General features: G+C 58.8%; 12 protein-coding genes, 3 tRNA genes and 1 riboswitch. Of the genes, 4 read left to right on the top strand and 11 right to left on the bottom strand.

The window, feature by feature from the left end; genetic code table 11:
* Window positions 1-9: 9 nt before the first annotated feature.
* From ASC97_RS04855 to ASC97_RS04825, 7 genes are all read right to left on the bottom strand, one after another.
* Entirely contained in the window at window positions 10-282 is a 273-nt protein-coding gene (locus tag ASC97_RS04855) for a hypothetical protein (protein WP_057467224.1), read from the bottom strand.
* The gene (locus ASC97_RS04850) at window positions 282-1,472 is read right to left on the bottom strand and encodes an NADH-quinone oxidoreductase subunit D (RefSeq protein WP_057467223.1); all 1,191 of its coding nucleotides are present in this window, start codon (window positions 1,470-1,472) and stop codon (window positions 282-284) included. The genes ASC97_RS04855 and ASC97_RS04850 overlap by 1 nt, the downstream gene beginning before the upstream one ends.
* Window positions 1,473-1,545: 73 nt before the next feature.
* Window positions 1,546-2,148: an NADH-quinone oxidoreductase subunit C gene (locus ASC97_RS04845; RefSeq protein WP_057467222.1), complete on the bottom strand. Its 603-nt coding sequence runs from the start codon at window positions 2,146-2,148 to the stop codon at window positions 1,546-1,548.
* Window positions 2,149-2,163: 15 nt separating this feature from the next.
* Window positions 2,164-2,748 (bottom strand): NuoB/complex I 20 kDa subunit family protein, encoded by a 585-nt coding sequence (locus tag ASC97_RS04840; RefSeq protein WP_037063407.1) that lies wholly within the window; start codon window positions 2,746-2,748, stop codon window positions 2,164-2,166.
* Window positions 2,739-3,104: an NADH-quinone oxidoreductase subunit A gene (locus tag ASC97_RS04835; RefSeq protein WP_056537832.1), complete on the bottom strand. Its 366-nt coding sequence runs from the start codon at window positions 3,102-3,104 to the stop codon at window positions 2,739-2,741. Before ASC97_RS04835 ends, ASC97_RS04840 begins: the two co-directional genes overlap by 10 nt.
* Window positions 3,105-3,434: 330 nt before the next feature.
* Window positions 3,435-3,511: transfer RNA gene (locus tag ASC97_RS04830), tRNA-Asp, on the bottom strand.
* A 50-nt stretch (window positions 3,512-3,561) separates the two neighbouring features.
* Window positions 3,562-3,638 (bottom strand) — tRNA-Asp (locus ASC97_RS04825).
* 390 nt (window positions 3,639-4,028) lie between these two features.
* Between ASC97_RS04825 and ASC97_RS04820 the strand changes: the two genes are divergently transcribed.
* The 3 genes from ASC97_RS04820 to ASC97_RS04810 all read left to right on the top strand — a co-directional run bounded on the left by ASC97_RS04820 (window position 4,029) and on the right by ASC97_RS04810 (window position 6,277).
* Window positions 4,029-4,104, top strand: a tRNA-Val gene (locus ASC97_RS04820).
* Window positions 4,105-4,472: 368 nt separating this feature from the next.
* Window positions 4,473-5,525 carry a GGDEF domain-containing protein gene (locus tag ASC97_RS04815; protein WP_057467221.1) on the top strand — a complete coding sequence of 351 codons (1,053 nt, stop codon included), beginning with the start codon at window positions 4,473-4,475 and terminating at the stop codon, window positions 5,523-5,525.
* Between the two features lie 146 nt (window positions 5,526-5,671).
* A complete protein-coding gene (locus tag ASC97_RS04810) occupies window positions 5,672-6,277 on the top strand; it encodes a class I SAM-dependent methyltransferase (protein ID WP_057467220.1) in 606 nt (201 codons plus the stop codon).
* Between the two features lie 6 nt (window positions 6,278-6,283).
* Here ASC97_RS04810 and ASC97_RS04805 read toward each other — a convergent pair whose 3' ends face one another.
* Complete coding sequence (locus ASC97_RS04805; RefSeq protein ID WP_057467219.1) at window positions 6,284-6,685, bottom strand: (R)-mandelonitrile lyase; 402 nt, start codon at window positions 6,683-6,685, stop codon at window positions 6,284-6,286.
* Window positions 6,686-6,939: 254 nt separating this feature from the next.
* On the opposite strand from ASC97_RS04805, the gene ASC97_RS04800 reads away from it, so the two are divergent.
* Complete coding sequence (locus ASC97_RS04800; protein WP_057467218.1) at window positions 6,940-7,926, top strand: aldo/keto reductase; 987 nt, start codon at window positions 6,940-6,942, stop codon at window positions 7,924-7,926.
* A gap of 44 nt (window positions 7,927-7,970) precedes the next feature.
* Here the strand turns inward: ASC97_RS04800 and ASC97_RS04795 are convergent, their stop codons facing one another.
* From ASC97_RS04795 to lon, 3 genes are all read right to left on the bottom strand, one after another.
* Window positions 7,971-8,885, bottom strand: coding sequence for a DMT family transporter (locus tag ASC97_RS04795; RefSeq protein WP_057467217.1), 915 nt, complete (start codon window positions 8,883-8,885; stop codon window positions 7,971-7,973).
* Window positions 8,886-8,974: 89 nt separating this feature from the next.
* Window positions 8,975-9,124: riboswitch (FMN riboswitch) on the bottom strand.
* A 123-nt stretch (window positions 9,125-9,247) separates the two neighbouring features.
* Window positions 9,248-9,523 carry a DNA-binding protein HupB gene (gene hupB, locus ASC97_RS04790; protein ID WP_018900220.1) on the bottom strand — a complete coding sequence of 92 codons (276 nt, stop codon included), beginning with the start codon at window positions 9,521-9,523 and terminating at the stop codon, window positions 9,248-9,250.
* A gap of 206 nt (window positions 9,524-9,729) precedes the next feature.
* Window positions 9,730-12,144 (bottom strand): endopeptidase La, encoded by a 2,415-nt coding sequence (lon, locus tag ASC97_RS04785; RefSeq protein ID WP_057467216.1) that lies wholly within the window; start codon window positions 12,142-12,144, stop codon window positions 9,730-9,732.
* Window positions 12,145-12,550: the final 406 nt, after the last annotated feature.

Here is a 12,550-nt window from a genome sequence, read left to right as displayed (position 1 = left end):
CACGCCTTGTCAGTTTAGTGTGCCACACTGCGATGCCGTCAGAGACTTCATCTCGCAAGCGTAGGCCGACTGGTCTTTTTGCAAAAACACAACGAATTTGCCGCCGTTTGGAACGGCGGCCTTGATTTGATAGCCCTTGGACAGCAGCTCGCCCATGGATGCCTTGCCTGCCGGCGGAGTCGCCTCTTCCTGGCCCAGTTTGGGGCCCATTCCGCCGATCTCCTGGGCGAGAGCCCCGGAACCGGCGAGAAGAACAACGGCAACGAGCGGCAGCAGGCGCATCAGCGATCTACCTCGCCGAACACGATGTCGAGCGAGCCGAGTACAGCCGTGACGTCAGCGAGCATATGGCCCTTGCACAGGAAATCCATCGCCTGAAGGTGGGCATAGCCCGGTGCGCGGATCTTGCAGCGATAGGGTTTGTTGCTGCCGTCGGAGATGACGTAGACGCCGAACTCGCCCTTCGGCGCCTCGACGGCTGCGTACACTTCGCCGGCGGGCACGTGATAGCCTTCGGTGTAGAGTTTGAAATGGTGAATGAGGGCTTCCATCGAGCGCTTCATCTCCCCGCGTTTCGGGGGCACGACCTTGCCGTCGATCGACGAAACGGGTCCAGTCTTCGCGTTGCCCATCAGCCGCTCTACGCATTGCTTCATGATGCGCACCGACTGGCGCATTTCGATCATGCGGATCAGATAGCGATCGTAGCAGTCGCCATTCTTGCCGATCGGGATGTCGAATTCCATGTCGTTGTAGCACTCGTAGGGCTGCGAACGACGCAGGTCCCAGGCAGCGCCCGAGCCGCGAACCATGACCCCCGAGAAGCCCCAGGACCACGCATCTTCCAACGAGACCACGCCGATATCGACGTTGCGCTGCTTGAAAATGCGGTTGTGCGTCAGCAGGCCTTCGATGTCGTCCAGAATCTTCAGGAACGGATCGCACCACTTGCCGATATCCTCGACCAGTTCCGGCGGGATGTCCTGATGGACGCCGCCGGGACGGAAGTAGGCAGAATGCATGCGGGCGCCACAGGCGCGTTCGTAGAACACCATGAGCTTTTCACGCTCTTCGAAGCCCCAGACTGGCGGCGTCATCGCGCCGACGTCCATGGCCTGGGTCGTGACGTTCATGATGTGCGACAGGATACGGCCGATTTCCGAGTAGAGAACGCGGATCAACTGACCGCGGATCGGAATTTCGAGCTTCAGCATCTTTTCGACGGCGAGCGCGAATGCATGCTCCTGGTTCATCGGCGCGACATAGTCGAGACGATCGAAATAGGGAACGGCCTGCAGATAGGTCTTGGTTTCGATCAGCTTTTCGGTGCCGCGGTGCAGAAGGCCGATATGCGGATCGACCCGCTCGATGATTTCACCATCGAGCTCAAGAACGAGACGCAGAACACCGTGCGCGGACGGGTGTTCCGGTCCGAAGTTGATCGTAAAGTTGCGAACGTTATGTTCAGTCATAGCGACGCGCTCCGCGCTGGCAATTGGCATAGGACGGCAAACCGGGAGGCATCGAGAGATACGAGCCTCATCGCTATTTCGCCGCCTTCTCGTCTCCCGGCAGCACGTAGTCCGTGCCTTCCCAAGGGGACATGAAATCGAAATTGCGGAACTCCTGCTTCAGTTCGACGGGTTCGTAGACGACGCGCTTGGCGGCATCGTCGTAACGAACCTCGACGTAACCTGTCGTCGGGAAGTCCTTGCGCAGCGGATGTCCTTCGAAGCCGTAATCGGTGAGAATACGGCGAAGGTCGGCATGTCCCGAGAAAGGAATCCCATACATGTCCCAGGCTTCGCGTTCGAACCACTCGGCACCCTTGTAGACCGATGTCGCCGACGGCACCGATTCACCATCGGCTACAGCAACCTTGATACGGATGCGCTGATTCTGCTTCGGCGACAGCAGGTGGTAGACCACGTCGAAGCGCTTCTCGCGCTGGGGCCAGTCGACACCGCAGATATCGATCATGCTGATGAAACCGCAGCGCGCGTCGTCGCGCAGGAACGTCAGCAGGGCCAAAATCGCTTCCGGCGTTGCGGTCAACGTGAGCTCGTCATAGCTGATGGACGCATCGACAATCAGGTCGCCGCGCATCTCTCGGAGATACGACGACAGTTCGCTCAAGGCTTCACTCATAACAGTCCTCCGCCCTTAGCGTTCGATCGTTCCGGTTCGACGGATCTTCTTCTGCAGGAGCAGCACCCCGTAGAGCAATGCTTCTGCCGTGGGGGGACAGCCCGGCACGTAGATATCGACAGGAACGACACGGTCGCAGCCACGCACGACCGAATAGGAATAATGATAGTAGCCGCCGCCGTTTGCGCAGGAGCCCATGGAGATAACGTAACGCGGCTCCGGCATCTGGTCGTAGACCTTGCGGAGCGCGGGCGCCATCTTGTTGGTCAGCGTGCCGGCAACGATCATCACGTCCGACTGGCGCGGCGAGGCGCGCGGCGCGACACCGAAGCGCTCCATGTCGTAACGCGGACCTGAAACCTGCATGAGGCCTTCGACGGCACAGCAGGCCAGACCGAACTGCATCCACATCAGCGAGCCCGTACGGGCCCAGGTAATCAGGTCGCGGGTCGAGGTAACGAGGAAGCCCTTGTCAGCCAACTCATCGTTGATTTCGCCGAAAAACGCACTGTCGCTGCCGATCGGCTTGCCCGTTGCCGGGTCGATCACGCCTTTCGGGTGCGGCGCGACGAGCGCCTTGTCGCTTGGGGCTACTCCCATTCCAGGGCTCCCTTTTTCCATTCATAGATAAAGCCGATGGTCAGAACACCGAGGAAGACCATCATGGACCAGAAACCGAACCAGCCGATCGCGCCGAAAGAAACGGCCCAGGGGAACAGGAAGGCGACTTCGAGGTCGAAGATGATGAAGAGGATAGACACCAGGTAGAAGCGGATATCGAACTTCATACGAGCGTCGTCAAATGCGTTGAAGCCGCATTCAAAGGCCGAAAGCTTTTCCGAATCGGGCGCCTTGTAAGCAACGGCAAAAGGCGCAATCAGAAGCGACAGGCCGATCACAAGGGCGATAGCAATGAAAATGGCGATCGGAATATAGGAACTGAGCAGTCCAGTCATCAGGTTCATCCCTGCTTGCCGGCTGCGCCGGGAGGCGCAAGTGGGCATTTGCCCGGCAAGCGAACGTGCGTTGCAACAAGCCGTGGTTAGCGCAGCCGGAGCCACGGCGCAAGACTTTAGACGGTCAATTCGAGCAGTCGATGTGCGACATTATCAAGCAGATGCAATGATGTCGCGACAAATCCACAGAAGTTGATTCAAGCGCATGCCAGCCCATCGAATATTGCATGGCTGGATGTGAAAGCCTGGCGCCAACGAGGGACGCCAAACATCGGCCGGCGCGTACATCGGTTATATCAGGAGGAGGAACAGTTTGAAATTTATAAAGAATGGCGCGAGTGACGGGGCTCGAACCCGCGACCTCCGGCGTGACAGGCCGGCACTCTAACCGACTGAGCTACACCCGCGCATTTCAGACACGATACCCGGACCATGCTTTTCAGCACTTGCTTTGAAATGGCGCGAGTGACGGGGCTCGAACCCGCGACCTCCGGCGTGACAGGCCGGCACTCTAACCAACTGAGCTACACCCGCATTCATTTCAAGCAATCCGGAAGCTTTCGCGTCCTTGTCAAAGCAGGCTTGCCGCTTCGATGAGCGGCTAACTAAGGGGTTCGCATTTGAGTGTCAAGCAGGTTTGGATACAAAACGATGACAGTCCGCGATTTGTTTGCGAACGGCGAAAAGCGGTGAGCAAATCAGCCCTCTTTCAACAGGCATGTCGCATCGCCGGTTTCGCCGGCGTCGCACCCCGCGGCCGCACTCGTCGATTTTATCCACAGCCGGCAATGCAGGCAATGCTACCAAATGAAGGCGCTCGTTCAAAAAAATCAAAAAATCTTCACAAACGCTCTTGCGGTTTCCACGCGATCCGCATAGATCACGGCCACCAACGCGGCGGACCGAACGGACCGACTTCGCGAAGGGCGATTAGCTCAGTTGGTAGAGCGCCTCGTTTACACCGAGGATGTCGGGAGTTCGAGTCTCTCATCGCCCACCATTCTTTTCCCTTAGCGATATTACTGGTCCAAGCTTCGTTTTGGGCTTCAGCGCGGCCTTCTCAGTCGGCAGCAATTGGCGATTCTCGTATTTACCTCGTCTTAATTAAGACTAGCTCATAATTTCCTCCCATGTTGCTTACCGTCTGTGCATGACGCGCCGCGGTTCTTCTCCCATATCTCTGCGCATTCGGCGGGACCCCGTCTTAGGTCGTTTGGTCGAAATCCCGCATCCAGCATTGCCCGACGGCTGTCGCGTTGCAGTCTCTTCCCCCGAGATTGCCCGACGATGCCGCCGAGCACTTAGAACTCGGCGTAAACGATCGGTCGTCAGTCGCGAACATGAAGTCGTTTTTGGAGAGCACACCAGATGCAGCCTACGGGGAATTCGACCACGCATGTAGCCTTTCGTGTTGCTACGATTATGCAGCAACTGGGCATTGACGGGCTGCCACGGAACTACGAGCTCGTTTTTGAGGCGATGACGGGCAACAGCCCGGATCTGGCGCGGGAACTGCGATCTCTTGGCTCGGCAAGAACGCAGGATGCCCTGGACAAGCTCGGCCGTCGGTATCTGCCGCATCATTACGAAGGCGGGCTGCTGGAAAGCCGGTCAGGCCAGGTTCGGGAAGAGTTGCAGAGCATCCTGACATTGCTCGACGAGGAAAAGTCGGCACTGACCCGATACGGCACCGTGATCAGTCAGGCGGCGCGCGTATTCGATTCAAGCAATCCGTCGGACCAGACCGCGCTCCAGCAGTCTCTCAAATCGGTGACCTCGGCAACGCATGATCGTGAGGCGCAAAGCGCGATGCTTGCCTCCAAGGTCGTCGAAAAATCGCAAAAGCTTGAACAGGTGCAGCGTGAGGCCGCAGCAGCCGAGGCTGCAAAGTTCACCGATGCGATAACCGGATTGGGCAATCGCCGAATGTTCAACAAGGAAATGGCGAAAGTCTATGACAAGTCCGGGCTTCCCGACTTGTGCGGGATCGCCTTTGCGGAACTCGACCGGTACGAGGCAATCACGACCATTCCAAATCTGATCGAACCGGTCCTCAAGAAGATCGGCGCCCTAATTCAACCGATGTTCGGCAGCGAGGATCTTGCCTGCCGATTCGATCGCGGGCGATTCGGTTTCATTTTTCGAACGGCCGACGAGACGGAGATCATGCGGCTTGTCGATCGGCTTCGCGATCGACTGAAAGGAATGCCCGTTGCCCATCCCGTCTCAGGCAAGCAGGCCGCCCTGCTCTCCTTCTCCGTCGGAATATGCATGTCCAAGCAGGCGCGTGCCGCAGATGCACTGATGACATTTGCGGAGCAGGCCTTGGGTATGGCGAAGGCTTCAGGCGGCGACAGCGTTTCCGTTCATGGCGTCGCCAATATCTCGCATGTGCCGAAGGATTGGCTGATTTACCGGTAGACGAAGCCGACAGAGCCGCCGCACCACCGTGGGCAAGGGCGCATTTTGCTGAACGTCTAGCCAAGGTCGCACTAGGCTGGCTATAAGGGCTGGGGATATGCCAGCATGGCTAGCCAGCCCCATTCATCAGAATTCGAGACAGCATCATGAAAACACGCGAGGAACGGCAGGCACAGCGGGCGGGCATGCCGCGAACCCAGCTGGCTGCCCACCACTTGGAAAACGCGCGACTGCTTCCCGATCGCGGGGAACTGCTCTATCGCATCCCCAATGGCGGCATCGGCGTCGAGGTGGGCGCTGCGTTTGGGGAATATACGGCTGAGATCCTCGAAAAGAATCGCCCCGCGAGGCTATACCTGATCGATCCGTGGAGCATGGATCGCTACAGTTCCGGGCTCGATCAGATCCATACGCAGTTCAAGCATCAGATCGAGGCCGGCCAGTTGCACCTGATGCAGGGCACGTCACTCGACAGGCTTGCGGATTTCGAGGACGATTTCCTGGACTGGGCCTATATCGACACGGATCACTCGTTCGAGCTGACCTGGCAAGAGCTTCTCCTGTGCGAAAAAAAGGTCAAGCGCACCGGCAGAATTGCGGGTCATGACTTCTGCACCGGCAACACTGTCAAGCCCATCGTCTACGGCGTGGTCGAGGCCGTGACCAAGTTCTGCAGGGACTTTGGCTGGCAATTCGAGTATCTCACCGTCGAATCGCACGCGCATTTCTCCTATTGCCTGAAGCGCCTCTAGGCGCCGTCAGGCCTTTGCGGTGTATTGCTCGTCGCTGACGTGTTCCATCCAGTCGGCGGCGTTGCCGTCGACGGCCTCCTGGATGGCGATATGTGTCATGGCCGTTTCCGGCGCAGCGCCGTGCCAGTGCTTTTCACCAGGCGCGAACCACACGGTATCTCCAGCCCGGATGTCCCGGAGTTGTCCGCCCCAGCTCTGCGCAAGGCCCCTTCCCGACGTGACGATCAGTGTCTGTCCCAAGGGATGCGTGTGCCAAGCGGTTCGAGCGCCGGGCTCGAAGGTGACGCTGACCACCCTCACCCGCGCAGGTTCGGGCGCGTCCATCAGCGGGTCCTGGCGAACGGCACCGGTGAAGTATTCGGCAGGCGCCTTCATAGAAGGTCGCGATCCAGCAGATTTGATGTCCATCGTCCGTTCCTTTGTGCATTGACCTCTATCGCTCAAACGAACGTAAGGCATGGATCGACATCATCCAAGTGAAGCAATGAATGATCGTGCGCTGGAGGGTTGCCAGTATCCTGATCCCTCCTATTCCGTCTGCCAGGCGAGTATCCGCTTTTCCAGGAAATAGGGGCGTCGTGCTCTATCTCCTGCCGCGAACGCTTGCCCACAAACCGGCGCGCTGCTAGTGCCGGGTCAATCGATCGCGCGGAGGATTTTCCATGAAACAGCATTCATTCGGCCACCTGCCTCACACCGTCTCCAATATCGGCTTCGGCGCGTGGCAAATCGGCGGTGCATGGGGCGATGTCAGCGAGGCAGACGGGCGTGCTGCGCTCAACGCGGCGCTGGATGCCGGTATGACCTTCATCGACACAGCAGACGTCTACGGTGATGGGCGCTCGGAAAAGATCATTGCCGACGTGCTGGAAAGCCGTGGCGGCGACCGCCCGATGGTCGCAACCAAGGCCGGCCGCCGGCTGAGCCCGCACGTGGCAGATGGCTACACCAAAGCCAATCTCGAGAGTTTCATCGATCGCAGCCTCGCGAATCTCCAGGTGGATTGCCTGGATCTCGTTCAGCTTCACTGCCCGCCGACGGATGTGCTCTATCGTCCGGAGGTTTTCGAAGGTCTGAACGAGCTTCAGAAGGCCGGCAAGATCATGGGCTACGGCGTCAGCGTGGAGAAAGTCGAGGAGGCGCTGAAGGCGATTGAATATCCGGGCGTCGTCAGCATCCAGATCATCTATAACATCTTCCGCCAGCGCCCTGACCACCTGTTCTTTCAGGAGGCCCGCCGGAAAAACATAGCCGTCATCGCACGCGTGCCGCTGGCAAGCGGCCTTCTGTCAGGCAAGATCACCCGCGAGACAACATTCGCAGGTGACGATCATCGTAATTTCAATCGCCACGGCGAAGCCTTCGACGTCGGCGAGACATTTGCCGGCGTGCCGTTCGACGTCGGCCTGCAGGCCGTCGAGGAAGTCCGAAAGCTGGTCCCCGCCGGCGTGTCGATGGCAGCGTTCGCGCTTCGCTGGATCCTTATGAACGACGCCGTCACCGTCGCCATCCCGGGGGCGCGCAATGCCGAGCAGGCCCGGGCCAATGCAGCAGCGGCCAGCCTTGCGCCACTGTCTCAGGGCGTGATGGAAGCCACGCGTGACATTTACGAGCGGCTGATTGCCCCGCACGTTCACCAGCGGTGGTAGCGTCCGCAATCTAGCCGGATTGGCCGGGATCGACCCGGCCACCCTCATTTCGCCGCTCGGCCGCCACCCTGGCGCTCTCGCTTCATCTCGTTTCGCATGATGAACAGCGACGCTCCGAGAATTAGCAAAGCTCCGAGCCACAGATAGCCCGACGGCGCGTACCCGAAGACGAGCCAGCCAGCCAAGACATTCAGCGGCAGCTTGAGATCGTCAAAGGGCTGCACATACGCGGCGTCGGCGGCAGCGTAGGCAAGCGTGAGGAAATACTGCGCCATCGCCGTCAGGACCCCTGCCGCGACGAAGAGGGTGAGCGCAATCCCCATCGGCGCGCTGAACCCGGCCGCGAGGGCAAGCCCCCCGTTGATCGGCGTCAGAAGAACCAGCAGCCACACGGTGATCGTCTCGGGTCTCTCTATGTCGGTCAAGCTCTTGGTCATCAGCGACGACGCGCCCCAGAGAAGCGCCGACAGGATCGGCAGGAACGCTGCCCAGGTGAAACCGTCCGACCATGGCTGCAGGATGATCATTGCGCCGGCAAACCCGATACCCGTCGCTGTCCAGCGAGCAGCACCGACCTCTTCCCCCAGGAAGAGCCTTGCGCCCAGAACGATGAAGAAGGGAGATGTCATCACCAGGGCAATCGCCTGCCAGATCGGAACGACCGCGAGCCCGGCAATCCAGGCCTGGACGCCAAATGCCGCAAAGGCTACCCGGATCACGTGCCGCCAGGGGTAGCGCGTCCGCAACGCCGGGAAACCGCCTTTCTTCAGGAAAGGCAGCGAAAAGACGAGCGCGAAAGCGTATTGCCAGAACGCAGCAGAGGCCGATGGAAAGGCAAGTCTCATCGTCAGCCATTGTGTGACGACGTTGAGGATCGCGAAGGCAATGCCAGCGAGCACCATCCAGCCGGCTCCGGCCATGGCACGTGATGGAAAAAACGCAAGGGAAGTCTGATTCATGTCATTCATCCGCACAAAAGGACCAACACAAATCAGGACGCATGAGCACGACAGCCGACGCCGGGCAGGAACTGCCCTTCGTGCGTTTTGCTCATTCTCTTTCATCCGGACTGTAACCGTCGGCTCCGGATTCACACCGGATCTGCTGACCCTCGCCGCTTTGATCGGAAAGGCGCTCGCGGGCTCGAGCAGATGCCCTTACCGCCGGTGGGGAGTTTCGCCCCGCCCTGAGAACGTCCATTGCGTAGTTGAAAGTCGCAGCGACGGCAAGGTCTTCAGAATGCGAAAAGGGTTCGGCTTGCGCCGAACCCTTCGAAAGACTTGTCCTGCCGGTCTCGTTACCCGGCAGCCAAGAAAACCTATCAGCCGTTGACGGCTTCCTTCAGGCCCTTGCCGGGCGTGAACTTCGGCACGTTGCGAGCCGGAATGTCGACTTCTGCGCCGGTGGAAGGATTGCGGCCCTTCGTGGCAGCGCGATGGGAAACGGTGAAGCTACCGAAACCAGCGAGGCGAACATCGCCCTTGCCCTTGAGTTCAGCCTGGACAACTTCGAAAACTGCATCAACTGCAGAAGCAGCATCGGTCTTCGAGAGTCCTGCCTTTTCGGCAACTGCGGACACGAGTTCATTCTTGTTCATGTTTCCACCCCTTTCTAAATGGTTCGAAACGACTCAAATCTATAAGCTAGGCGCGAATAACGTTCATCAGGCCCGCCGAACCCCAAAGACCCTGCAAACAAAGGAAATGCAAGCGTCTACACGTGGTTTTCACAAAAAAAGGCTGGCGAAAACGCCAGCCTTTTCAGGGTTTTTAAGCAATTTGGCACGAATGTGGCAAACAGGGCTCAGTGAGCTATGGTTGCGCCCGTTTCATCAAGCCCTTCGACCGTCGCGATGACCGGCGTTTCCACCGTGCCATCCCACTCGATCGGCTCCGGCCTGCGAACCAGAGCATGCTTGATCACCTCGCCCATGCGGGATACCGGGATGATCTCCATGTTGTTCTTCACGTTGTCCGGAATCTCCGCCAGGTCCTTGGCGTTTTCTTCCGGAATCAGCACCTTCTTGATGCCGCCGCGAAGTGCTGCAAGCAGCTTTTCCTTCAGTCCACCGATCGGCAGCACGCGGCCGCGAAGGGTGATTTCACCGGTCATGGCAACATCCTTGTTCACAGGGATGCCGGTCATGATCGAGACGATCGCCGTCGCCATGGCGACGCCGGCCGACGGACCATCCTTCGGCGTCGCGCCTTCCGGCACGTGCACGTGGATGTCGCTCTTGTCGAAGAGCGGCGGCTGGATGCCGAAATCGACGGCACGCGAACGGACATAGGATGCCGCAGCGGAAATCGATTCCTTCATGACTTCCTTCAGGTTGCCGGTAACGGTCATGCGACCCTTGCCAGGCATCATCACGCCTTCGATCGTCAGCAGCTCGCCGCCGACTTCCGTCCAGGCCAGACCGGTGACGACGCCGACCTGATCCTCGCGTTCTGCTTCGCCGTGGCGGAAGCGCGGAACGCCCAGATAGTCGTCGATGTTCTGCGCCGTTACGTGAACGGACGTCGATTTGCCCTTGATGATCTCGGTGACCGCCTTGCGGGCGAGCTTCATCAGTTCGCGTTCGAAGTTGCGAACACCGGCTTCGCGAGTGTACTGCTGGCTGATTGCCATCAGGGCATCGTCGCTGACCGAAAATTCATGCGGCTGCAGCGCGTGTTCCTTGATTGCCTTCGGCAGCAGATGCCGCTTGGCAATTTCACGCTTTTCGTCCTCGGTGTAGCCGGCGATACGAATAACTTCCATGCGGTCCATCAAGGGCGCAGGAATGTTCAGCGTGTTCGCCGTCGTGATGAACATCACGTCCGACAGGTCGTATTCGACTTCCAGGTAGTGATCCATGAAGGTCGAGTTCTGAGCCGGGTCCAGCACCTCGAGGAGAGCCGAAGACGGATCGCCGCGGAAATCCTGGCCCATCTTGTCAATTTCGTCGAGCAGGAAGAGCGGGTTGGACTTCTTTGCCTTCTTCATCGACTGAATGACCTTGCCGGGCATCGAACCGATGTACGTGCGGCGGTGACCGCGGATTTCGGCTTCGTCACGAACGCCGCCCAGCGCCATGCGGACATACTCACGGCCGGTCGCCTTGGCGATCGACTGGGCAAGCGAGGTCTTGCCGACGCCAGGAGGGCCGACGAGGCACAGGATCGGCCCCTTGATCTTCGTTGCGCGGGCTTGCACGGCGAGATACTCGACGATGCGCTCCTTGACCTTGTCGAGACCGAAATGATCCGCTTCGAGGATCTTCTCTGCATTGTTCAGATCCGACTTGACCTTGGACTTCTTGTTCCACGGAATGCCAAGCAGCCAATCGAGATAGTTGCGCACAACCGTCGCTTCGGCCGACATCGGGCTCATCTGACGCAGCTTCTTCAGCTCTGCGTCGGCCTTTTCCCTGGCTTCCTTGGAAAGCTTGGTCTTGGCGATGCGCTCTTCCAGTTCGGCCATCTCGTCGCGGCCTTCCTCGCCATCGCCGAGTTCCTTCTGGATCGCCTTCATCTGTTCATTCAGGTAGTATTCGCGCTGGGTCTTCTCCATCTGGCGCTTGACGCGCGAGCGGATGCGCTTCTCGACCTGAAGGACCGAGATCTCACCTTCCATGAAGCCGAGCGCCTTTTCGAGGCGTGCCTTGACGCTTGTGGTTTCCAGCATCTCCTGCTTTTCGGTGATCTTGATCGACAGGTGCGAAGCGACCGTATCGGCAAGCTTGGAGTAGTCATCGATCTGGCTGGCAGCGCCGACAACTTCAGGCGAAATCTTCTTGTTGAGCTTTACGTAGCTCTCGAATTCGGACACGACCGAGCGGCTCAGCGCTTCAAGCTCGACCGGATCGTCATTCGGCTCCTCAAGCACATGGCCGAGCGCTTCGTAAAAATCCTCGCGATCCGTGTAGGCGTCGATCTCAGCGCGTGCGCGGCCCTCGACCAGAACCTTGACGGTGCCGTCCGGCAGCTTCAACAACTGCAGCACGTTGGCAACCGTGCCGACTTTGTGGATAGCCGAGGGTTCCGGATCGTCGTCGCTCGCGTTGATCTGCGTGACGAGCATGATCTGCTTGTCGGATCCCATGACCTCTTCAAGCGCACGGATCGACTTTTCCCGGCCGACGAATAGCGGCACGATCATATGCGGAAAGACCACGATGTCGCGCAGAGGCAAAACCGGATAAGCAGTGCTCGCAACTGACGTTTTCTTCGTCATTTTATTTCCTTTCCATCGTCCCGTTGCCGGGCTCTTCTGGCGCGGCCGTTTTGGACCGGCCACACTCTCACTTGAGACACAAGTGGAGGTTCTGACTACGCTTTTCAAGCTGCGCCATGGCCGACGTCCCCCTGGACATGACAGCTATGCTACAACGGAACACCTGCACTCTGGCGCACCAGGCTGGACCGGCGCTTACCATTTCCGAACCGGCTAAAATACGAGGCCGAAACAACACCAACGGAATCATTGCATAATCGCCAACGGCGGATCAAATCGCAACGGCAACGCAGGCGGTTTCCGATCTCATCAGCAAGATTTATCAGCGCTGCGCACCGGTTTGCAAATAGAAAGGGGCTCGCCAACGGCAAGCCCCTAAAAATCACGGTTCATATCGCAAAGATAT

It is taken from the genome of Rhizobium sp. Root1203 (genome assembly GCF_001424945.1).
GTDB lineage: Bacteria > Pseudomonadota > Alphaproteobacteria > Rhizobiales > Rhizobiaceae > Rhizobium.
This window is presented reverse-complemented; position numbering and strand designations above follow the sequence as displayed.

Excerpts from the sequence above, each read along its gene's own strand:
- ASC97_RS04835 (WP_056537832.1), bottom strand. The coding sequence starts at position 3,104 with ATGACTGGACTGCTCAGTTCCTATATTCCGATCGCCATTTTCATTGCT.
- ASC97_RS04855 (WP_057467224.1), bottom strand. The coding sequence starts at position 282 with ATGCGCCTGCTGCCGCTCGTTGCCGTTGTTCTTCTCGCCGGTTCCGGG.
- hupB (WP_018900220.1), bottom strand. The coding sequence starts at position 9,523 with ATGAACAAGAATGAACTCGTGTCCGCAGTTGCCGAAAAGGCAGGACTC.
- ASC97_RS04795 (WP_057467217.1), bottom strand. The coding sequence starts at position 8,885 with ATGAATCAGACTTCCCTTGCGTTTTTTCCATCACGTGCCATGGCCGGA.
- lon (WP_057467216.1), bottom strand. The coding sequence starts at position 12,144 with ATGACGAAGAAAACGTCAGTTGCGAGCACTGCTTATCCGGTTTTGCCT.
- ASC97_RS04845 (WP_057467222.1), bottom strand. The coding sequence starts at position 2,148 with ATGAGTGAAGCCTTGAGCGAACTGTCGTCGTATCTCCGAGAGATGCGC.
- ASC97_RS04840 (WP_037063407.1), bottom strand. The coding sequence starts at position 2,748 with ATGGGAGTAGCCCCAAGCGACAAGGCGCTCGTCGCGCCGCACCCGAAA.
- ASC97_RS04810 (WP_057467220.1), top strand. The coding sequence starts at position 5,672 with ATGAAAACACGCGAGGAACGGCAGGCACAGCGGGCGGGCATGCCGCGA.
- ASC97_RS04815 (WP_057467221.1), top strand. The coding sequence starts at position 4,473 with ATGCAGCCTACGGGGAATTCGACCACGCATGTAGCCTTTCGTGTTGCT.
- ASC97_RS04805 (WP_057467219.1), bottom strand. The coding sequence starts at position 6,685 with ATGGACATCAAATCTGCTGGATCGCGACCTTCTATGAAGGCGCCTGCC.
- ASC97_RS04800 (WP_057467218.1), top strand. The coding sequence starts at position 6,940 with ATGAAACAGCATTCATTCGGCCACCTGCCTCACACCGTCTCCAATATC.
- ASC97_RS04850 (WP_057467223.1), bottom strand. The coding sequence starts at position 1,472 with ATGACTGAACATAACGTTCGCAACTTTACGATCAACTTCGGACCGGAA.